The organism is Pseudomonas sp. NPDC077451 (genome assembly GCF_044543345.1).
Classification (GTDB): Bacteria; Pseudomonadota; Gammaproteobacteria; order Pseudomonadales; family Pseudomonadaceae; genus Stutzerimonas.
Genome location: NZ_JBITVX010000006.1, coordinates 69,979 through 91,013, shown reverse-complemented (window position 1 = coordinate 91,013; position 21,035 = coordinate 69,979). Strand labels below are relative to the sequence as shown.

Sequence of the window (21,035 nt, the reverse complement as noted above, 5' to 3'; positions counted from 1 at the left end):
GTGAGTGAAACCATACGCGTACCCGACATCGGCAGCGGTGAGGGTGAAGTAATCGAGTTGTTCGTCAAGGTCGGCGACCGTATCGAAGCCGACCAGAGCATCCTGACGCTCGAATCCGACAAGGCCAGCATGGAAATCCCGGCGCCTAAGGCGGGGGTGGTGAAAGCCTTGAAGGTCAAGCTGGGCGATACGTTGAAGGAAGGCGACGAGCTGCTGGAGCTTGAGAGCGAGGAAGAGCCGGACAGCGAGACACCGGCAGAAGACGCCGCCGAGCCGGCCGGTGCCGCTACCGGCGGCCCGGCAGATGAAACCGAGGCGCCTACCCCTCCGGGCGATGAAGCTCCGTCGGCATCAGCCGAGGAAGGCGAATCGCAGGAGATCAAGGTCCCGGACATCGGATCGGACGGCAAGGCCAGCGTCATTGAAATCTCGGTCAAGGTCGGCGACACCATCGCCGCCGAGCAAGCGCTGATCACCCTTGAGTCCGACAAGGCCAGCATGGAGATACCCTCCCCGGCTGCCGGCGTGGTCGAGAGCATTTCGGTGAAGGTCGGCGACGAAGTTGGTACCGGTGACCTAATCCTGATCCTCAAGGGCGCCGCTTCGAGCAAGCCGGCAGCGGCCAGCGCCTCGGACAGCCAGGCACAAAGCCCGGCCAAGGAGAAACTGACCGAGCAGGCCGCAGAAGCACCAGCCGAAGCTGCAGGCGAGTCCGTGGAGGAGGTTCGTATTCCGGACATCGGCTCCAGCGGCAGCGCCAAGGTCATTGAAGTCATGATCAAGGCCGGCGACAGCGTCGAGGCGGATCAATCACTGATCACGCTGGAGTCGGACAAAGCCAGCATGGAGATCCCAGCGCCCAAGGCGGGTGTGGTGGAATCGCTGTCGATCAAGGTCGGTGACGATGCCAAGACCGGCGACCTGATCCTGACCTTGAAGGTGGCTGGCGCAGCTCCGGCGAAGAAGGCCGAGCCGAAGCCGCAGCAGGAAGCAGCGCCCCAGCAGCAGGCCGTTGCACCGAACAAGCAAGGCGTACCGGAGGCCAAGGCAGCCTCGACGCCAGCCCCGGCCGTGAGCGGGCCGAGCAAGGCCGGCACCAAGGTGCACGCTGGCCCAGCGGTGCGCATGACCGCACGGGAATTCGGCGTGGAATTGGCTGATGTCACCGGAACAGGACCAAAGGGAAGGATTCTCAAGGAAGACGTTCAGGCCTACGTCAAGAACATGCTGCACAAGACCAAGCAGCCCTCGACTGAAGGCGCTACGGGCGGTGCGGGCATCCCGCCGATCCCGACCATTGATTTCAGCCGCTTTGGTGAAATTGAAGAAGTGCCCATGAGCCGCCTGATGCAGGTCGGTGCTGCCAACTTGCATCGCAGCTGGCTGAACGTGCCGCACGTGACCCAGTTCGAGTCGGCTGACATCACCGAATTGGAAGCTTTCCGTGTCGCGCAGAAGGCGATCGCGGAAAAAGCCGGCGTCAAGCTGACCGTGCTGCCGTTGTTGCTCAAGGCGTGCGCGCATCTGCTCAAGGAGTTGCCGGAGTTCAACGCTTCGCTGTCGCCAAGCGGCAAGTCAGTGATCCGCAAGAAGTACGTGCATGTCGGCTTCGCGGTCGACACTCCAGACGGCTTGATGGTCCCTGTGATACGCAACGTTGACCAGAAGAGCTTGTTGCAGTTGGCAGCCGAAGCGGCAGAGTTGGCCGAGAAGGCCCGCACCAAGAAGCTATCGCCCGATGCCATGCAAGGTGCCTGCTTCACCATCTCAAGTCTCGGCCACATTGGCGGCACCGGCTTCACGCCGATCGTCAACGCGCCGGAAGTGGCGATCCTCGGTGTATCCAAGGCGGCAATGCAGCCGGTTTGGGATGGCAAGGCCTTCCAGCCTCGCCTGATGTTGCCGCTATCGCTGTCCTATGACCACCGCGTCATCAACGGCGCCGCGGCCGCACGCTTCACCAAGCGTCTCTCCGAGCTGCTGGCTGACATCCGCACCATGCTGTTGTGATCGGATGAGCAACAAAAAACCCGCCATCTGGCGGGTTTTTTTGTGTCACCTAACACCGTGAGGCGCCATCAGCCTTTCTGCAAATTGCGGAACAGGAATGACAGAGCCTTCGCCAGCTCCTCGGCACCCTTGGGATCGCGCAGGATGGTTAGCCAAGGATCGCCACCCGCCTTGCCGGCGAAGGTGCACACGACACCCTGCGGCGGGCATTGGTACTGGATGTAGGGGTCCATGCCGAACACCGAGAAACCTCTATTACGCACGGCGACATTGCCGGACGCATCACGGCGCTCCTCACGAATGCGCAACTCACCCGGAGCACCAACGCTGATCTGGTATTCGAGGTCCTCTGGGTTGGCCTGCCCCACTTGATAGGCCGCCCGCAATCCATAGGTTTTGAGCAGTGCATTGCTATGAGCAAGCAGCGCTTTTCGTTCGTCCGTGGTCAGGTAAAGCGTCTTGAGCTCGGCCAGATATCGCGACGGTTCATCCGAGCCCAAGGTATTTGATTCGGCAGCTTTGAGCTGTCCGCTGGCGATCAGGAAGATTGAGATCAACAGTAACTTTGATAGCCGACTTGTCAGTCCCTGCTGCATGATGCACCCTTGCGGTAATTAATATTATTTAGCCATCGCCGCGCCGTAAAAAGCGTCTAAGCTGCGGCTAACGAAGCGACTACCGCAGCATACTGGAAGCAAACCGCTCGATGAAAATACATACCGATGCCGCCAGCCGTTTGGCGACCGAGGTTGTGACGCAGTTGCCAGTGCCTTCGAGGCTGGGCATGCTGCGCTTCGAGCGTTTGAATGAATCCAGCTGGGCGCTGCTGTTTCTAGACCCTGCCTGCGAACGTTATCTAGGCCAGCCCGCGCAGGATCTCTGTTCCCTGATCGACTCGCCTTACGCCAGCCTCATGGAACCGCAGGTTCGCCTTAAGCTTCATGACGTTGTCCAAGCCCAGCTCGCAACGCTGGGCCACTATTCCATCCGGTATTGCCTGCACACCTGCGGTGGGCCGCTGGATATGTTGGAAATCGGTGAACTCTGCCAGCAGTATGGTCGAGATCTGGTCCGCGGCTACCTGATTGTCGAACCCCATGCAGCGGAAGCCTCCCCTGCGCTGGAAGCCGAAAATGCGAAGCTGCGGTCGACCCTGGAGTTTTATCAGCAGGCCCAGGATGAGCACCTCGAACACCTGATCCGCTCCCGTGCGCAGCAGAGTCTGATTGTGCGCCTGGCCCGGCACCGGTACAGCGCAGCCGACCCGCAGCTCGAGGCCGCCCAGCTGATCACCCAAGCCGCCAGCGAAGCCTACGGGATAGCCCGCGCGTCGATATGGCATTTGAAGGGTAATCATCTAGAAGCCATCGCCGCCTACTGTCGCGACAGTGGCAGCCTCGAATACCCTTCATCGTTGGAAGTGTCGGGCTGTCCGCGTTATATGGAGGCGCTGCACAGGGGGCGAGTGATCGATGTGCAAAACATCGCCGAAGACGCCCGGACCGTGGAACTTGCGCAAGCTTTTTTCAAACCACGGGGTATCACGTCGATCCTTGACGCAACGATACGGGTCGGTGGTGAGGTGTTTGGCGTGCTCTGTCTAGAACACTCCGGTTGCGTCAGAACCTGGCATGCCGACGAGGTGGCGTTCGCTGGTGAACTGGCCGATCAGTATGCGCAGGTGCTGGCCAATCAGCAGCGCGTCAGTGCGACTTACACATTGCACCTCTTCCAGCGCGCGGTCGAACAGAGTGCCAGCGCGTTCATTCTGGTCGATCGTGATGGCATCGTCGAGTACGTGAATCCGAGCTTCACCTCTATCACCCAGTTTTCAGCCGACGAGGTTCGGGGCCGCCGCCTAGCCGAGCTTACCGCCTTGGAAAACCTCAGCGAATTGTTGTTCGATACCTCGTCGGCCTTGTCGCAAAGCAACAGCTGGCAGGGTGAATTTCGCAGCCGCCGAAAGAATCTTGAGCCCTATTGGGGGCAGCTGTCGATTTCCAAGGTGTTCGGTGAGAGCGGTGAACTCACGCATTACATCGGCATTTACGAAGACATCACGCAGAGCAAGTTGGCGCAGCAGCACATCGAGCGCCTGGCCTATACGGATAACCTGACCAGCCTCGGAAATCGGCCGTTTTTCATTCGCAGCATCGAAGAGCGCTTCGCCACCAACAAAGAACCGCAGCTGTGTCTGCTGCTGGTGGATATCGACAATTTCAAGCGCATCAATGACAGTCTCGGACACCAGACCGGCGACAAATTGCTGGCCAGCCTGGCTCGCCGTCTACGCAACAGCCTCAACCGAGACAGTGTGCTTGCACGCTTCGCCAGCAACGAGTTCGCGCTCCTGCTCGACAACATGGACCTGGAAGAAGGCCGGGCCCTGGCGCATCAAGTGCTGCGCATCCTCGACAAACCCCTGTTCGTCGACAAACAGCTGATTAGCGTCAGCGCCTCCCTGGGCCTGGCCTGTTCGCCGCTGCATGGCCGCGATCCCGAGACGCTGATGAAACACGCTGGCCAAGCGCTGCATAAAGCCAAGGCCAACGGCAAGAATCAGGTCCAGGTGTTTACCGAAGCCTTGCATGCCGAGGCCAACTACAAGCTATTCGTCGAAAACAATCTGCGCCGTGCGCTGGTGCAGAATGAGCTGGAAGTCTTCTATCAACCCAAGCTCTGCCTGCGCAGCGGTCGGCTGCAGGGACTGGAAGCGCTGCTGCGCTGGAACCACCCGGAAAAAGGCATGATCCGCCCTGATCAATTTATCGGCGTTGCCGAAGAAACCGGGCTGATCATCCCGATAGGCAAGTGGGTAGCACGTGAGGCCTGTCGAATGGGCCTGCAGCTCGCAGCGCTGGGCATCGGCAATCCCCAGGTCGCGATCAACCTGTCGCCCAAACAATTTTCGGATCCCGACCTGGTCGGCTCAATCGCCGCCATTCTTTCCGAAGAGCAGCTACCACCCGACCGTCTTGAGCTGGAGCTGACTGAGAGCCTACTGCTCGAAGCGACCGAAGAGACCCGCCAGCAACTGATAGGGCTTAAGGCACTCGGGGTCACGCTGGCAATGGATGACTTCGGTACCGGCTATTCGTCGTTGAGCTATTTGAAGAAATTCCCCATCGATGTAATCAAGATCGACCGCAGCTTTATCAAGGACATCCCGGACAACCAGGACGATATTGAGATCACCTCAGCCGTTATCGCCATGGCCCGCAACCTCAATCTCAAGGTGGTTGCGGAAGGTATCGAGACAGTTGAACAGCTGACCTTCCTGCGCCATCAGCGCTGCGATATCGGGCAGGGTTACCTGTTCGACAAGCCCATCCCCGGCGACCAGCTACTGACCTCGCTACGCCGATACCCGCACTGGCTCTAACGGTCTGCGCCTACCGTCCGGGCACATGCGCGTTGGATTTGTCAGCTTGGTAGCCTAGGCTAGCTGAAAACACGCCCCAGGCTCGAGGACCACAATGACCCTGCGCTCGCAAATTCTCGTTCATAAACAAGCGCTACCCGATGCAGGACAAGCCCTGCCCGGACGCGCCACGCCAGTTCCGGTACCCGCAGCTCACTTCGTCAGCGGTAACCCGCTGCAGCCCCCTTTCCCGGAGCACCTGCAGCAGGCGATGTTTGCAATGGGTTGTTTCTGGGGGGCCGAACGCCGCTTTTGGGAGCAGCTAGGGGTATGGACTACCGCGGTGGTCTATGCCGGAGGGCACACGCCAAACCCCACCTACGAAGAAGTCTGTTCCGGTCTTACAGGGCACACCGAAGCCGTGCTGGTGGTGTTTGACCCGCAAAAAATTTCTTACAACGACTTGCTCAGGCTGTTCTGGGAGGCGCACAACCCGACCCAAGGCATGCGCCAAGGCAACGACATTGGCACCCAGTATCGCTCGGCAATCTACTGCTTTAGCGCCACGCAGCTCGAAATGGCGCGCGATAGCGAAGCGTGCTTCCAAACAGAGCTGAACAAGCACGGGCTTGGAGGCATCACCACGGAAATCGCCGACCTACCGGCTTTCTACTACGCAGAGGCCTATCACCAGCAATATTTGGCGAAGAACCCTGGCGGATACTGTGGCCTTGGAGGCACAGGCGTCTGCATGCCAGCCTGAAAACTGCACTGCGTCGATGCTGGGGCTAATCAGACGCTAGGGGAGGCAAGCGCAGCCTGCCAATGTCTTTTGCGGTGGCGTTGCGCCCGGACAGCTTCCCCAGCTTGTCCGCGCTCCGCCAACTTCATCTGGATCGAGCCGCCAAGCCGCCGCGGCACACAGACATCCGTCTACCGGCCCGTGACGCCTGGCTTCTCTGCCCTTTAAAAAAGAAAACCCCGCCGAAGCGGGGCCTTTGCAGACTGAAACTGACATCCGTGACTTACGCCTTCCTGGCGTCGTTCCGCTACGCGTCCGTTTTGTGTCTAAAGCGCTTCCCTACGCGGCGTCCATGGCGGCAAAGACTACCGATCGGCCTGGAAAACCTGTAGTAGCAGTTCGCACCACGGCTTGTAAGCATTAACTTACGCACGAACCCTGCCTTGGTCCCGCGTGTAAGCAATTGACTACAAGCGATGCAGATCTATGACTGAACTGGTGGCGCATTGCTCCCTAACGATGGCTAATTAATTTCATTATGCCTTCACGGATGGATCTCTCTTAGAACTGCGCAGCATCGAGCAGATACAACGATTCGCTGCCGGCTCGGACCGAGGCGCTCAACGAGTGAATGCGAGGCAACAGACGTGCGAAATAAAACCGCGCTGTGCCGAGCTTGCTGGCGTAGAAATCGTCGTGCTTTTCCTTGCCCAGCGCGGCTTCTGCCATTCTCGCCCACATATAGGCGTAGGCCGTGTAACCGAACACATGCAGGTATTCGACCGAGGCCGCGCCGATCTCGTTAGGGTTGCGCTTTGCGCTATCGATGACGAAGGCTGTGAGTCCATCAAGACTCTCCAATGCTGCCTTCAGTGGAACAGTGAACTCGCCGAGCTCACTGCCCGCAGCCGCACAGTAGCTTCGGATTTCCTCAGCAAACGCGTTGTACAGTTCGCCGCCACTGCCCACCACCTTGCGTCCGAGCAGGTCCAGCGCCTGGATGCCGTTGGTGCCTTCGTAGATCTGGGTGATCCGACAATCGCGGACCAGTTGCTCCTGCCCCCACTCCCGGATGAAGCCGTGGCCACCGAAGATCTGCTGACCATGGACAGTGGTTTCCAAACCCATGTCGGTGAGGAAGGCTTTGGCCACGGGCGTCAGCAGAGCCACCTGCGCCTCGGCACGCTGACGTGCTTCGGCATCATCACCGAACTTGGCGATGTCCAGCTGCAGGGCGACATAGCTGGAGAAGGCGCGCCCGCCTTCGTTCAGCGCTTTCATGGTCAACAGCATGCGGCGCACGTCCGGGTGCACGATGATCGGATCGGCGGCCTTGTCTTGCGATACCGGCCCCGTCGGAGCGCGGCTCTGGATGCGCTCGCGGGCGTACTCAATGGCACTCTGGTAAGAACGCTCGCCGGTGGAGAGCCCCTGGATGCCAACGCCCAGACGCTCGTAGTTCATCATGGTGAACATGGCGGCGAGCCCCTTGTTGGGCTCGCCGACCATCCAGCCCGTGGCGCCGTCGAAGTTCATGACGCAGGTCGCAGAGGCCTGGATACCCATCTTGTGCTCGATGGAGCCGCAGCTCAGGCTGTTGCGCTCACCCAGGCTGCCGTCTTCATTGACCATCACCTTGGGCACCAGGAACAGCGAGATACCGCGCGAGCCGGCCGGTGCGTCGGGGAGCTTGGCCAATACCAGATGGATGATGTTATCGGTGAGATCGTGCTCGCCGCCGGTGATGAATATCTTGGTGCCGCTGACCTTGTAAGAGCCATCCGCCTGAGGCTCCGCCTTGGTTCGGATGATGCCCAAATCGGTCCCGGCGTGGGGCTCGGTCAGGCACATGGAACCGGACCAGACACCGGCATACATGTTTGGCAGGTACTTCTGCTTCAGCTCTTCGCTGGCATGGGCGTAGATTGACAGGCAGGCTCCGGAAGTCAGCATTGGGTAGAGACCGAACGCCAAACTGGCAGAGTTCATCATTTCCTCGACCTGCGCCGAGATCGCTTTCGGCATGCCCATGCCGCCGTAGGCTGGGTCGCCGCCTACACCGACCCAGCCGCCTTCGGCGTAAAGGCGGTAGGCCTCTGGGTATCCAGCCGGAGTGGCTACCACGCCGTCGACCCAGCGACAGCCTTCCTCGTCACCGCTGCGGTTGAGCGGTGCGATGGAATTCGCTGTGATCTTGCCGGCCTCCTCGAGGATGGCTTCGGCGGTTTCCGCATCAACGACTTCCGCCAACGCTGGCATCGTCTGCCAGAGCTTCGGGGCGTCGAAGACTTCATTTAGGACGAAACGCATATCGCGCAGGGGTGCTTTGTAGTCAGCCATGAAAAAGACCTCGCAGAAAACATCTCACCCGGCCGATTGGCCGCAGCAGTTTCGCGAGTCTAACTGAAGACCAATCAGCGCCCGAAGCGTCTTTAAATGACTGACCGGTTCTCACTTCGACACTACAGGCCGCCACGCTTGCTCGCCCGGAATCCACAAGCCGCGACTGAGATCGCCCACAAAAAAGCCCGCACGAGGCGGGCTGTAAATTACCGGAGGGTCAGAAAGCGAATTGGTCAGCGGCCAGCTTCATCAGGCTTGCACTCCCGGCCTCGATGGCCGCTTTGTGGGCAGCGGTGCGCGGAAGCAGGCGAGCAAAGTAAAATTCGGCGGTGGTCAGCTTCGACTGGTAGAAAGCCGTGTCGCTGCCCGCCTCGTCCAGCTTGCTCTGAGCCACCACAGCCATGCGCAGCCAGAAATAGCCCAGGATCAGGTAACCGCAGTACATCAGGTAGTCCACCGAGGCTGCACCGACTTCGTCGGGATTTTTCATCGCTGCCATGCCGATTCGTGTGGTGATCTCGCCCAATTCGCGATTGAGGCCAGCCAGTTGTGTCACGTATTGCTGCAGCTGAGGATGCTGCCCGTTGGCCTCGCAGAACTTGTGCACCTGCTTGGTGAAACCGAGCATCAGCTTGCCCTGGCTCCCCAGCACCTTGCGCCCCAGCAGATCGAGCGCCTGGATGCCGTTGGTGCCCTCGTAGATCGGGGCGATACGGCAATCACGCACGAGCTGCTCCATGCCCCACTCTCGGATATAGCCGTGGCCGCCAAACACCTGCATGCCGAGGTTAGTGACCTCAAGCCCGGTGTCGGTCATGAAGGCCTTGCAGATCGGCGTGAGGAAGGCGAGCAGATCCTCAGCTTCCTTGCGCTTGTCGGCGTCGGGGCTGTGTATCTGATCGAGCAATTGTGCGGTGAAGTACGCCAGGGCACGGTTACCCTCGTTGAACGCCTTCATCGTTAATAGCATGCGCCGCACATCAGGGTGCACGATGATCGGGTCGGCCGGTTTCTCAGGAAACTTCGCGCCGGTCAGCGCGCGCATTTGCAAACGCTCGTTGGCGTACTGGATCGCGCCCTGAAAGCTCGCCTCGCCACTGCATAGCCCCTGCATGCCAGTACCCAGCCGGGCATGGTTCATCATCGTGAACATGCAGTTGAGACCTTTGTTGGGCTCACCGATGAGGAAACCCGTGGCGCCGTCGAAGTTGATGACGCAGGTCGCCGAGGCCTTGATCCCCATCTTGTGCTCGATGGAGCCGCAGGCAACAGCATTGCGCTCGCCTGCTTCGCCGGCGGCATCAGGCAGGAACTTGGGCACGATGAACAGCGAAATCCCCTTGGTGCCAGCCGGGGCATCGGGGAGTTTGGCCAGAACCAAATGCACGATGTTCTCGCTCATGTCGTGCTCGCCGGCCGAGATGAAGATCTTCGTGCCGCTGATTGCGTAGCTGCCGTCAGCCTGCGGTACCGCGCGAGTCTTGATGATGCCCAGATCCGTGCCGCAGTGGGACTCGGTGAGGCACATGGTGCCGGTCCAGCGGCCCTCGGTCATCCGGGTCAGGTAGGCCTGTTTCTGCTCATCGGTGCCGTGAGCCCCGATTGCGGCCATGGCACCATGGGTCAGTCCGGGATACATACCAAAGGAGGTGTTCGCCGAGCCGACCATCTCGCCAACGACCAGCCCCAGCGAGTGCGGCAGGCCCTGTCCGCCATAGGCAGGATCCGAGGCCAGGCCCATCCAGCCACCTTCGGCGTACTGCGCGAAGGCCTCCTTGAAGCCTTTCGGGGTGACGACCACGCCGTCATCGAAATGGCACCCTTCCTCGTCACCGCTGCGGTTGAGCGGCGCCAGAACCTGTTCGCAGAACTTGGCGCCCTCCTCGAGAATCGCGCTGACCGTGTCTGGCGTGGCGTCTTCGGCACCATTGGCCGCGTAGCTGCCATGAAAGTCGAACACTTCGTCGATCAGGAAGCGCATATCGCGCAGGGGAGCTTTGTAAGCGGGCATATCGATCTCCAGGACGGCACTGTGTATTGTTATGCCCGCCACGCTACTGGCAGATCGACCCGCTCGCCATCACATTGCAGGCGCTGAATGCGCCACCATAACCACCGGCTGCCCGACCGGTTCGCACGGCCAACGCCGGCAGGTTTTCAGCCGCGCGCTAAGCGTCGGTGGTCACCTCTTTCAACGTACGCATTGCACCGCGGCGGTTCTCCCCATGCGCGCGGATGCAGTTACGCCCCGCTCCCTTGGCGCTATAGAGCGCCTGATCGGCCTTCTTAATGACCTCCTCGGGGCTGCGCTGCGTTATCAGTCGCTCGGCGACGCCGATACTGATGGTCACCGAGACCGCGGCTGCCGAAGCAACACCGCGGCGCTGCCGCCCCTGCTCCGCATCCTTTGGCCGGCTGGACTTGTCACGCAACTGCAACGGATAACTCTCGACAGCCTGCCGTACGGCTTCCAGATGCGGCAGGCAATGCGTCAGATCCCGCCCCGGAAATACCAACGCAAATTCTTCACCACCGTAACGATAGGCACGCCCACCGCCACCAACTTTGCGTAGCCGGCTTGCGACGAGGCGCAGTACCTCGTCACCCACGTCGTGCCCATGGGTATCGTTGAAGGCCTTGAACCGATCCACGTCGGCCATCGCAATCACGTATTGACGGCCCAGACGCTGCAACCGCTCGTTAAGAGCACGACGGCCAGGCAGGCCGGTCAGCTCATCACGAAAAGCCATCTGATAGGCCTCTTGTGCAATCGAAACCACCAGCACCAGCATCATCAAGCTGCTCAAGACGTTGAGTGCGCCCGGACGACTGAATACCTGCGGCAGCATCAAGAACAGCCCTACCAGCGCAACCCACTGCGCCGCATGCACTGGTCGAGGCCGCCGTAGGTATTGCGCCAGCACTCCGAGTATCGCGATTAGAAATACTGGATAGGCCAGCTGGATCAATTGCAGCCAGTCGGCCTGCAATGACGGCCAGCGAATCTCAGTCAGCCAGTCGAGCACCCCCACGGGGAAGCGTCGCGCCAGAGCCAGCGCCAAGACCGACACAACAAACACAACAGCAAGCCGTGCCAGACCATCCTGCAACAGATGTGCACGCTCTTGCCAAAGGGCATAGAGCCCATAGAGCGCCGGCAAAATCAGGCTACACAGGTGGAAGGTCAGCGCGGCCTCAGGCAGCAGCGAGCCCGTGAGCCGGTAGTGATCGACCTGGGTATCTAGTAGGAAGTAGACGATATAAACCGTCAGCAGCAAAAAGGTCTCACGGACCCGGCCATAGGCGATGCAGAAAGCCCCCCCGAGCAACAGCAGCACGGTAGGCAGCACATTGAACAGCGAAGTGAAGAACTCGTTCAGGGTAGGTTGACGCGCAGCCACAAGCCCTCCGGTCAACAACGCCAGGGGAGCATAGAAATGACTGAAGCGAGCAGGACTCAGACGGGGCACGGCGGCTCCGGTAACGGCCGTGAGGAAAGTAGGCATTCTGCCTGCACTTGGTGACAGGTTCACCTATAGGGGTGCAAAACAATGACTGGCATGGCGGAAAACAGGCAAAAAAAACCGCTGCCGTAGCAGCGGTTTCTTTTCTTGCAGGAGGCCTTAGTAGGCCAGCTCGAAGTGCGCCTCATCCATGTCCATCAGGTTGTCAGCACCGGACAGCATGGCTTCAACGTGGGTACGCGTACGCGGCAGGATGCGCTGGAAGTAGAAGCGTGCGGTCTGCACCTTGGCGGTGTAGAAGCCGTCCGCATCTTCGCCGGCAGCGATCTTCTCCGACGCCAGGCGTGCCATGTCCGCCCAGAAATAGGCCAGGCAGGCGTAACCGCAGTACATCAGGTAATCCACCGAAGCGGCTCCGACTTCTTCGCGGTTCTTCATCGCAGCCATACCGACCTTCATGGTCAGATCGCCCCACTCCTTGTTCAGCTTGGCCAGCGGCTCGACGAACTGCTTGACCGGCTCGTTGCCTTCGTTGGCCTGGCAGAACTTGTGCACCACCTTGGTGAAGCCTTTCAGCGCCTCGCCCTGAGTCATCAGGACTTTACGGCCCAGCAGGTCAAGAGCCTGGATGCCGGTGGTGCCTTCATACAGGCAGGAAATACGGCTGTCGCGAACGTTTTGCTCCATGCCCCACTCAGCGATGAAACCGTGGCCGCCGTAGATCTGCACGCCGTGGTTGGCCGCCTCGAAACCGACTTCGGTCATGAACGCCTTGGCGATCGGAGTCAGGAACGCCAGCATCGCGTCGGCGGCTTTGCGCTCGGCTTCATCCTTGCTGCGCTGGACGATGTCGACCTGCTTGGCTGCGAAATACATCATCGCCCGGTTGCCTTCAGCAAAGGCCTTCATAGTCAGCAGCATGCGGCGTACATCAGGATGCACGATGATCGGGTCAGCAGCCTTTTCGGGCGCCTTCGGACCGGTCAGCGAACGCATCTGCAGACGCTCACGCGCATACTTGATACCGCCCTGGAAGCCGATTTCGGCGTGTGCCAGGCCCTGCAGCGCAGTACCCAGACGCGCCGTGTTCATGAAGGTGAACATGCAGTTCAGGCCCTTGTTCGGCGGGCCGATCAGGAAGCCAGTGGCGCCATCGAAGTTCATCACGCAGGTGGCGTTGCCGTGGATACCCATCTTGTGTTCCAGGGAGCCGCAAGACACGCCATTGCGCTCGCCCACGCCGCCTTCAGCGTTCGGCAGGAATTTCGGCACGATGAACAGGGAGATGCCCTTGGTGCCAGCCGGCGCATCGGGCAGACGAGCCAGAACGATATGGACGATGTTATCGGCCATGTCGTGCTCACCCGCGGAGATGAAGATCTTGGTGCCGGATACCTTGTAGCTGCCATCGGCCTGAGGCTCAGCCTTGGTGCGCAGCATGCCCAGATCGGTGCCGCAATGCGGCTCGGTCAGGCACATGGTGCCGGTCCACTCACCGGAGACAAGCTTGGTCAGGTAGGCCTGCTGCTGCTCAGGCGTGCCGTGCTCATGCAGGGTGTTCATTGCGCCGTGAGAGAGGCCGGGATACATGCCCCAGGACCAGTTGGCTTCACCGATCATTTCGCTGATTGCCAGGCCCAGCGATTCTGGCAGGCCTTGGCCACCATGCTCAACGTCATGGGCCAGGCTCGGCCAGCCACCTTCTACAAACTGCTGGTAAGCCTCTTTAAAGCCGGTCGGCGTCTTCACGCCGCTTTCGCTCCAGGTGCAACCCTCGATGTCGCCCACACGGTTCAGAGGCGCGATGACCTGCTCACAGAACTTCGCGCCTTCATCGAGGATGGCATTGACCATGTCCGGGGTGGCGTCTTCACAACCCGGAAGGCTCTGATAGTGCGCTTCGTAGCCGAGCAATTCGTCACGTACAAAGCGGATATCGCGCAAGGGGGCCTTGTAGTCAGGCATATCGTAAACCTCAGCAGTGGGTTCTTGATTCAGGTGACTGACGGGTCAGCCACGCTTGATTTTGAATGGACCATCCGGCATAGCCCCGGCAGGTCAAACAGGCGTTTGAAACATACGTTTAGGCCTGTTCGATGTCAAGCAGCGACCATGACGCCACTCGTCGGCATCTGAACAATCATGGGCAGGGATCAGGGTGCCCGGAATCGGGCGAGGCGGCCGGCCAGAAAGGTCGGCGCAGGTCAGGCTTTGGTGTTGACCAATGTACCGAGCACTTCGTCGGCGGTCTGCAGGAGGCGCACGCCAGCGTTGGCCTGATGCTCACCCACTTTCATCTGAACCAGTTGCTCGGTCAGCTCGACCGTGTCGGCCATTGCCTGAGAGGTTTCAGCAGCAGGCAGAGTGCGATCAGCCACGACAGCGCTGGCTTGGTCAACCCGCTGCTGTCCGGCTTGGTAGGCTCCAAGGCCGGCAGATAGAAGGCTGTTGATTTGCATGATTCAAACTCCACTGAAGACGCTTAGCTATCATTGATAGCAGAGCCGTTCCATTGACGCCAGTGCCACGTCGCTATCAGCAGCACTCAAGCGCATGATCGAATGATGCCTGCGCGTCGTCTTCAAGTCCTGAGCGGCAAAATCTTGAGCGGCGCCAGGTCGAGGTAGCGTGCTACCGCTGCCGGGCTTGCGGTCGGCAAACGCGGCACCCGACCAAGGCATGGGGCCTCAAGCCGCTCATTCAACGTCGCGAGATTTTCCTGTAGTCGTGAGGTGGCTGGATCAACGATGTTGGCGACCCAGCCGGCTAGCCTCAATCCGTCGCGCTCGATGGCCTCGGCGCTGAGCAGCGCATGGTTGATACAGCCAAGGCGCACGCCGACTACCAGAATCACCGGCAGGCCGAGTTCTATGGCGAGATCGGAAAGCGTTTCGTCTCCAGCCAGCGGCACGCGCCAGCCACCCGCGCCCTCCACCAGCGAGAACTGAGCCTGCAGTGCCAGCACTTGCCGAACCGGCTCGGCCAGCGACGTTACAGTCAGCTCGACACCCGCCTCACGGGCGGCCAGGTGTGGGGCGATTGCCGGCTCGAAGGCCAACGGGTTGACCTGCTCGTAGCGTAGCGGCAGCGTGCACTCGCCGAGCAGCGCCAGTGCGTCGCTGTTGCGCAGGCCTTCGGCGGTAATTTCGCAACCAGATGCGACCGGCTTCGCTGCTGCCGTGCTGAGCCCGGCCAGCCGCGCGGCGTGCAGGAGTCCGGCAGCGATAGTGGTCTTGCCGACTTCGGTGTCTGTACCGGTGACGAAATAAGCCGCGGTCATGTCAACTCCTTGCACAACACGCCATACACCACCTGATAGGTCGCCGGGAGCCCGCTCGGCGTGCGGAACTGCTCGTAGGCATCAATCAGCGCTCGAATCCGAGCACGTCCGGTAAGCCCGCCCGGGCGGCCGGGGTTCAGGTTATGCGCGCCGAGCGCCTTGAGTTCGCTGGTCAGCTGACGCAGCTCGGCGAAATGCAGCACCTCGGGCTCGACCTCTAACCGCTCCAGCCGCAAACCACCGGCGGCGCAGTACTGCTGATAGGCGCTGAACGGACGAAAGCGATTCACGTGGGCAAAACCGTCTACCGCCTGCCAGCTGTCGCGCAGCTCCTGCAGAGTCCCGCTGCAGAGGCTGCTGAAGGCGAACACACCACCAGGACGGAGTACCCGCTTCGCCTCGCTCAGCACGGCGGGGAAATCCTCACACCACTGCAGCGCCAGACTGGAAAAAATCAGATCCACCGACGCATCACGCAGCGGCAAGCACTCAGCATCGCCAGCGATGAAACTGCCCGCGCCGCCCTGGGGCCGAGCATGGCGTAGCATGCCTTCGGCGATATCCAGCGCGACGCCTTCACCAGCCGGGAAACGGTTCGCCAGCACCCGTGAGAAATAGCCGGTGCCGCAGCCCAGATCCAGCCAGCGCGCCGACGTCAACCCAAGGGGCAGACGCTCGATCAGCGCGTTGCCGACGGTGCGCTGCAGCTCGGCCACACCATCGTAACTAGATGCCGCACGGGAAAACGACGCAGCGACCTGACGCTTGTCAGGCAGACCGCTTTTCGTATCCGGTGCTAGTGCCGCGACCGCGTCCGTCATTCCGCCTTGCTCTTGATGAAAGCCGCGATGGTTGCGGCCACGTCGTCCGGCCGCTCCAAAGGGAGCGCGTGGCTTGTCGAGGCGATCAGCTCGGCTTCGACCCCAGGCATCCAGCGCCGAAGCGCATCACAGGCAGTCGAAGGCACCAGCGCGTCGCCACCAGCAAGCAGGTGCAATTGCGGCCCGAAATAGCCATGCAGCGCGCCACGCCCGTCCAGCTCAGCGAGTAATCGCAAGCCGGCTTCAAGCACGGCCGGCGTCGAATCAGATTGGCTGACTTCCAGCTGGCGGGCCAGCGTTCGCGGATCGTAGCCACCGCGGCTACAGAGCAGACGGAAACGCTTGAGCGTTTCCTCGGGATCAAGCCTGAACGCCTCTTGAAAGGCATCGAAGATCTCCGCTGCCATCGCTTCGGGCCACTGAGGGCGGGCACGGAAGCAGGGGTTGCTGGCAATGGTGACCAGTCCACGGCAGGAATCCAAGCGCCGCGCGGCGAGCTGGGCCGCCAGCATACCGCCCAGCGACCACCCGGCCAGCCAGCTGTCATCGGGTAAACGGCGATCGAGTTCATCCAGCCAGGCTTCGGGATCGGCAAGCTCGGGCAAGGGCTCGATGACCACGTCAAGATCCGGATCGAGTTCTGTCAAAGCCTCACACAAAGGCTGCAAAGCAGCCGGGCCATACGCCCAACCGGGTAGCAAAATCAGCTGATCACGCATCCGCTTCAGGCTCCTCGGCCATTTGATTCCAGCATTCGGCCAGGATATCCAGCAGTCGTTCCACCTGCGCTTCGCTATGCGACGCGCTGAAGGTCACTCGCAGCCGCGCGCTGCCGGTAGGCACGGTCGGCGGGCGGATGGCACCGACCAGAATTCCGCGCTCACGCAGCGCCGCAGAGAGTTTCAGGGCGCGCTCGCTGCTACCGACCAGAATCGGCTGGATCGGCGTCGGGCTATCCATCAAGGTCAGACCGATCTCGCTCGCACCCTGACGGAAACGTGCGATCAGACTGTTCAGGTGATCTCGGCGCCAGCTCTCACTGCGGAGTAGCTCCAGGCTCTTGAGGGTGGCGCAGGCGACAGCCGGTGGCTGGCTGGTCGTATAGATGTAAGGCCGAGCGAACTGGATCAGCGTCTCGATCAGTTCCTCGCTGCCAGCCACAAAGGCCCCAGCGGTGCCGAAGGCTTTGCCGAGCGTGCCGACCAGGACCGGCACATCATCTATCCCCAAGCCGAAATGCTCGACGATGCCGCCGCCGGTTTTGCCCAACGGGCCGAAGCCGTGTGCGTCATCGACCATGACCCAGGCATTTTTGACTTTCGCAGTGGCGCAAAGCGCTGGCAGGTTGGCCAGATCGCCATCCATGCTGAATACGCCATCGGTAACCACCAGCGTATCGCCGGCGGCCTTGTCCAGGCGCTTGGCCAGGCTGTCGACGTCGTTGTGCAGGTAACGCGAGAAGCGCGCGCCACTGAGCAGGCCGGCATCGAGCAGCGAAGCGTGATTGATACGGTCTTCCAGCACTGTATCGCCCTGCCCCACCAGCGCTGTAACGGCTGCGAGGTTGGCCATGTAACCGGTGGAGAACAACAACGCTCGCGGCCGGCCGGTGAACTCAGCCAGGGCCTCCTCAAGCTGGTGATGCGGTGTACTGTGCCCCATGACCAGATGCGATGCACCGCCGCCGACACCCCAGCGCGCAGCACCCTGCTGCATGGCGCGGACGACGTCGGGGTGGCTAGCCAGCCCCAGATAGTCGTTGGAGCAGAACGCCAACAACTGTTCGCCATCAACCGTCACCTCCGGCTGCTGCGGTGTTTCCAGCAATGGGCGACGGCGATAGAGGTGGGCGGCGCGGCGCTCAGCGAGACGAGACGCAAGATCGAAAGGCATAGTTCAATACCCTAAGGAGCGAGCTTGCTCGCGAACGGGAGAACGCGAAAGCTTCGCGAGCAAGGACTAGGCGTCCCCCTCGCTCCTACTGAGGTTGCTTAGGCAGTGGCGTCGTAAAACAGTTTGCTGTCACGCTGCTCGACCAGGGCCTGCTCGATGGCGGCCTGATGCACTTCGTCATCGTGCTCTTCGCGGGCTTCCGGCTGGATCCCCAGACGCTTGAACAGCAGCATGTCCTTGTCGGCCTGCGGGTTGCCGGTGGTCAGCAACTTTTCGCCGTAAAAGATCGAGTTGGCGCCAGCGAGGAAGGCCAGCGCCTGCATCTGCTCGTTCATCTGCTCGCGACCGGCCGACAGGCGCACATGGGATTTCGGCATCATGATCCGCGCCACGGCGAGCATACGGATGAAGTCAAAAGGATCGACGTCCTGCTCTTCGGCCAGCGGTGTGCCCTTGACCTTGACCAGCATGTTGATCGGCACCGATTCCGGATGCTCGGGCAGGTTGGCCAGTTGAATCAGCAGGCCGGCGCGGTCATTCAGCGACTCACCCATGCCAAGAATGCCACCGGAGCAGATCTTCATGCCCGACTCGCGGACATAGCTCAGCGTCTCCAACCGGTCGGCGTAGGTGCGGGTGGTGATGATGCTGCCGTAGAACTCCGGCGAGGTGTCCAGGTTGTGGTTGTAGTAGTCCAGCCCCGCGGCTGCCAAGGCTTTGGTCTGCTCCTGATCGAGCTTGCCAAGGGTCATGCAGGTTTCCAGTCCCAGGGCTTTCACGCCTTCGACCATTTTCAGCACGTAAGGCATGTCCTTGGCGGACGGGTGCTTCCAGGCGGCGCCCATGCAGAAGCGCGTCGAACCAATGGCCTTGGCGTCGGCCGCAGCCTCCAGCACCTTCTGCACTTCCATCAACTTTTCTTTATCGAGGCCGGTGTTGTAGTGGCCTGACTGGGGGCAGTACTTGCAGTCTTCCGGGCAGGCACCCGTTTTGATCGACAGCAACGTCGAAACCTGGACGCGGTTGGCATCGAAGTGCTGGCGGTGCACGCCTTGAGCCTGGAAGATCAGGTCATTGAAGGGTTGTTCGAAGAGCGCCTTGACTTCGGCGAGGCTCCAGTCGTGACGGGTAACGGAAGCGGCGGTGGCGCTCATGGGCAATCCTTGTAATTAATAGCGGCTCGGCGGCTAGGCACGGATGCGAAATGGTTAGCCAAGGCCGAGGCGCTGTCAACCAGGAAAGGAATCATGGTTTACAACTGGCTAAATATTGAACACTACTGTTCGCTTTGTGATGAGCGCTGCGAAACACGGCAATCGGTTTGCGGCGCCTGCGAAGCAGAACTGCCCTGGCTGCGCGAGCACTGTTCTGTATGCGCCCTGCCGTTGCCGGCGTCCGGCCTGATCTGCGGCGAATGTCTCAAGCGGCCGCCCGCGTTCGATCAGGTTACCGTGCCGTGGCGCTTCGCCTTTCCGGTAGACACCCTGATCAGCCGTTTCAAACACCAATCTCAATGGCCGCTCGGCAGGCTGCTGGCGGAGCAGCTGTCGCGCCATTTGCAGCACGCGTTCGATGAAGGTTTGCCACGCCCCGACGCGCTGTTGCCGGTGCCCCTGGCCCGCAGGCGGTTGCGTCAGCGCGGCTTCAATCAGGCGCAGATGCTCGCTGATTGGCTAAGCACAGCACTGTCGATCCCCGTCGATACGAAGCTCTTAACGCGGGTTCAGGACACCCAGTCGCAGCAGGAGCTCGATGCGGCCAGTCGGCGACGAAATCTGCGTCAGGCGTTTGCGCTTATTGATGATCGGAGCCCTACCGGACGTCACCTGGCAATCATCGACGATGTGCTGACAACGGGCGCAACCGCGGAGGCGTTGGCCCGTCTGCTTAAGCGAGCCGGCGCGGCACGCGTTGACGTCTATTGCCTGGCGCGCACACCGAAACCCGGCGAGTCGCCAGGCGCGGTTGTGTAAACACGCCAGTGCAATACACTGGGTACCCGTCCACGGAGCCGACCATGAGCCACCCCTTCGACACGCTTACGCCTGACCTTGTGCTCGATGCGGTGGAAAGCACCGGTTTCATCAGCGACGCTCGCGTGCTGGCATTGAACAGCTACGAAAACCGCGTCTACCAGGTGGGCATCGAGGACGAAACGCCGATCGTTGCGAAGTTCTACCGCCCTGGCCGCTGGAGCAACGAGTCTATTCTCGAAGAGCATCAGTTCTCCAAGGAGCTGGCCGATCGCGAAATCCCGGTCGTGGCGCCATTCGAGCGCGACGGCAAAACCCTGTTCGAACACGCCGGTTTTCGCTTCGCGCTTTTTCCTCGCCGCGGCGGTCGCGCGCCGGAGCCGGGCAATTTGGATCAGCTCTACCGACTCGGCCAGCTGCTGGGCCGCATGCATGCGGTCAGCGCCAGCCGGCCCTTCGAGCATCGGGAAACACTCAATGCCCAGCATTTCGGCCATGAGTCGCTGGCGACGCTGCTCGAAGGTAATTTCGTCCCCAAGAGCCTGCTGCCTGCTTACGAGTCGGTGGCGCGCGACCTGCTGAAGCGCGTCGATGATGTCTTCGCCCGCACAGATTTCCAGCCGATCCGCCTGCATGGCGACTGCCATCCCGGCAACATCCTCGCCCGTGACGATGCGTTCCACCTGGTCGATCTGGACGACTGCCGGATGGGCCCCTCGGTGCAGGACATCTGGATGATGCTGGCTGGTGAACGTCACGAGCGCCTCGGGCAGCTGTCCGAACTGGTCGATGGCTACAGCGAATTCCACGACTTCGCCCCGCGAGAACTCCCGCTGATCGAAGCGCTTCGCGCTCTACGTCTGATGCACTACAGCGCCTGGCTTGCCCGCCGCTGGGATGACCCGGCCTTCCCTATGAGCTTTCCCTGGTTCGGTACCGAACGGTACTGGGGCGATCAGGTCTTGATCCTCCGAGAGCAGATGTCGGCACTGCAGGAAGAGCCGCTGAAGCTTTTTTAGCTGGAAGTTCGGAAGGGAACGGGGGCCATCGGAGCCCCGACGGACTTGCGATGGCCTGCTCGGTGGGCTGAAGCCCACCCTACGACTCATGCAAAGCGTTGCCGGCCATACCTACTCGCTGCCTACATG

Annotated in this window: 16 protein-coding genes; 5 read left to right on the top strand and 11 right to left on the bottom strand. The window is 61.0% G+C overall.

What is annotated here, in order from left to right:
• The gene (gene aceF, locus ACIGHL_RS11785) at positions 1 to 2,010 is read left to right on the top strand and encodes a dihydrolipoyllysine-residue acetyltransferase (protein ID WP_446697551.1); all 2,010 of its coding nucleotides are present in this window, start codon (positions 1 to 3) and stop codon (positions 2,008 to 2,010) included.
• Between the two features lie 68 nt (positions 2,011 to 2,078).
• Here the strand turns inward: aceF and ACIGHL_RS11780 are convergent, their stop codons facing one another.
• Positions 2,079 to 2,606, bottom strand: coding sequence for a hypothetical protein (locus ACIGHL_RS11780; protein ID WP_216707068.1), 528 nt, complete (start codon positions 2,604 to 2,606; stop codon positions 2,079 to 2,081).
• 110 nt (positions 2,607 to 2,716) lie between these two features.
• Between ACIGHL_RS11780 and ACIGHL_RS11775 the strand changes: the two genes are divergently transcribed.
• Positions 2,717 to 5,392 (top strand): sensor domain-containing protein, encoded by a 2,676-nt coding sequence (locus ACIGHL_RS11775; protein ID WP_216707067.1) that lies wholly within the window; start codon positions 2,717 to 2,719, stop codon positions 5,390 to 5,392.
• A gap of 94 nt (positions 5,393 to 5,486) precedes the next feature.
• Positions 5,487 to 6,134, top strand: coding sequence for a peptide-methionine (S)-S-oxide reductase MsrA (gene msrA, locus ACIGHL_RS11770; protein WP_446697550.1), 648 nt, complete (start codon positions 5,487 to 5,489; stop codon positions 6,132 to 6,134).
• Between the two features lie 540 nt (positions 6,135 to 6,674).
• Here msrA and ACIGHL_RS11765 read toward each other — a convergent pair.
• The 10 genes from ACIGHL_RS11765 to bioB form a co-directional block, all read right to left on the bottom strand.
• Positions 6,675 to 8,453 (bottom strand): acyl-CoA dehydrogenase C-terminal domain-containing protein, encoded by a 1,779-nt coding sequence (locus ACIGHL_RS11765; protein ID WP_216707066.1) that lies wholly within the window; start codon positions 8,451 to 8,453, stop codon positions 6,675 to 6,677.
• Positions 8,454 to 8,673: 220 nt separating this feature from the next.
• Positions 8,674 to 10,467 carry an acyl-CoA dehydrogenase C-terminal domain-containing protein gene (locus ACIGHL_RS11760; RefSeq protein ID WP_045423921.1) on the bottom strand — a complete coding sequence of 598 codons (1,794 nt, stop codon included), beginning with the start codon at positions 10,465 to 10,467 and terminating at the stop codon, positions 8,674 to 8,676.
• Between the two features lie 157 nt (positions 10,468 to 10,624).
• The gene (locus ACIGHL_RS11755; RefSeq protein ID WP_216707065.1) at positions 10,625 to 11,962 is read right to left on the bottom strand and encodes a GGDEF domain-containing protein; all 1,338 of its coding nucleotides are present in this window, start codon (positions 11,960 to 11,962) and stop codon (positions 10,625 to 10,627) included.
• A gap of 117 nt (positions 11,963 to 12,079) precedes the next feature.
• Positions 12,080 to 13,885, bottom strand: coding sequence for a phenylacyl-CoA dehydrogenase (locus tag ACIGHL_RS11750; RefSeq protein ID WP_046161709.1), 1,806 nt, complete (start codon positions 13,883 to 13,885; stop codon positions 12,080 to 12,082).
• Between the two features lie 239 nt (positions 13,886 to 14,124).
• Positions 14,125 to 14,379, bottom strand: a complete 255-nt coding sequence (locus tag ACIGHL_RS11745) for a hypothetical protein (RefSeq protein ID WP_045423915.1) — start codon at positions 14,377 to 14,379, stop codon at positions 14,125 to 14,127.
• A 122-nt stretch (positions 14,380 to 14,501) separates the two neighbouring features.
• Positions 14,502 to 15,200 carry a dethiobiotin synthase gene (bioD, locus tag ACIGHL_RS11740; RefSeq protein ID WP_216707064.1) on the bottom strand — a complete coding sequence of 233 codons (699 nt, stop codon included), beginning with the start codon at positions 15,198 to 15,200 and terminating at the stop codon, positions 14,502 to 14,504.
• On the bottom strand, positions 15,197 to 16,021 hold the full coding sequence (gene bioC, locus ACIGHL_RS11735; RefSeq protein ID WP_216707063.1) for a malonyl-ACP O-methyltransferase BioC: 825 nt from the start codon (positions 16,019 to 16,021) through the stop codon (positions 15,197 to 15,199). The genes bioD and bioC overlap by 4 nt, the downstream gene beginning before the upstream one ends.
• Complete coding sequence (locus ACIGHL_RS11730) at positions 16,018 to 16,740, bottom strand: alpha/beta fold hydrolase (protein ID WP_216707062.1); 723 nt, start codon at positions 16,738 to 16,740, stop codon at positions 16,018 to 16,020. The genes bioC and ACIGHL_RS11730 overlap by 4 nt, the downstream gene beginning before the upstream one ends.
• Positions 16,733 to 17,914 carry an 8-amino-7-oxononanoate synthase gene (gene bioF, locus ACIGHL_RS11725; protein WP_216707061.1) on the bottom strand — a complete coding sequence of 394 codons (1,182 nt, stop codon included), beginning with the start codon at positions 17,912 to 17,914 and terminating at the stop codon, positions 16,733 to 16,735. Before bioF ends, ACIGHL_RS11730 begins: the two co-directional genes overlap by 8 nt.
• A 98-nt stretch (positions 17,915 to 18,012) precedes the next feature.
• A complete protein-coding gene (bioB, locus tag ACIGHL_RS11720; RefSeq protein ID WP_045423905.1) occupies positions 18,013 to 19,068 on the bottom strand; it encodes a biotin synthase BioB in 1,056 nt (351 codons plus the stop codon).
• 93 nt (positions 19,069 to 19,161) lie between these two features.
• Between bioB and ACIGHL_RS11715 the strand changes: the two genes are divergently transcribed.
• Positions 19,162 to 19,887 (top strand): ComFC family protein, encoded by a 726-nt coding sequence (locus tag ACIGHL_RS11715; protein WP_216707060.1) that lies wholly within the window; start codon positions 19,162 to 19,164, stop codon positions 19,885 to 19,887.
• Positions 19,888 to 19,931: 44 nt separating this feature from the next.
• Positions 19,932 to 20,906: a serine/threonine protein kinase gene (locus ACIGHL_RS11710; protein ID WP_127840275.1), complete on the top strand. Its 975-nt coding sequence runs from the start codon at positions 19,932 to 19,934 to the stop codon at positions 20,904 to 20,906.
• Positions 20,907 to 21,035: the final 129 nt, after the last annotated feature.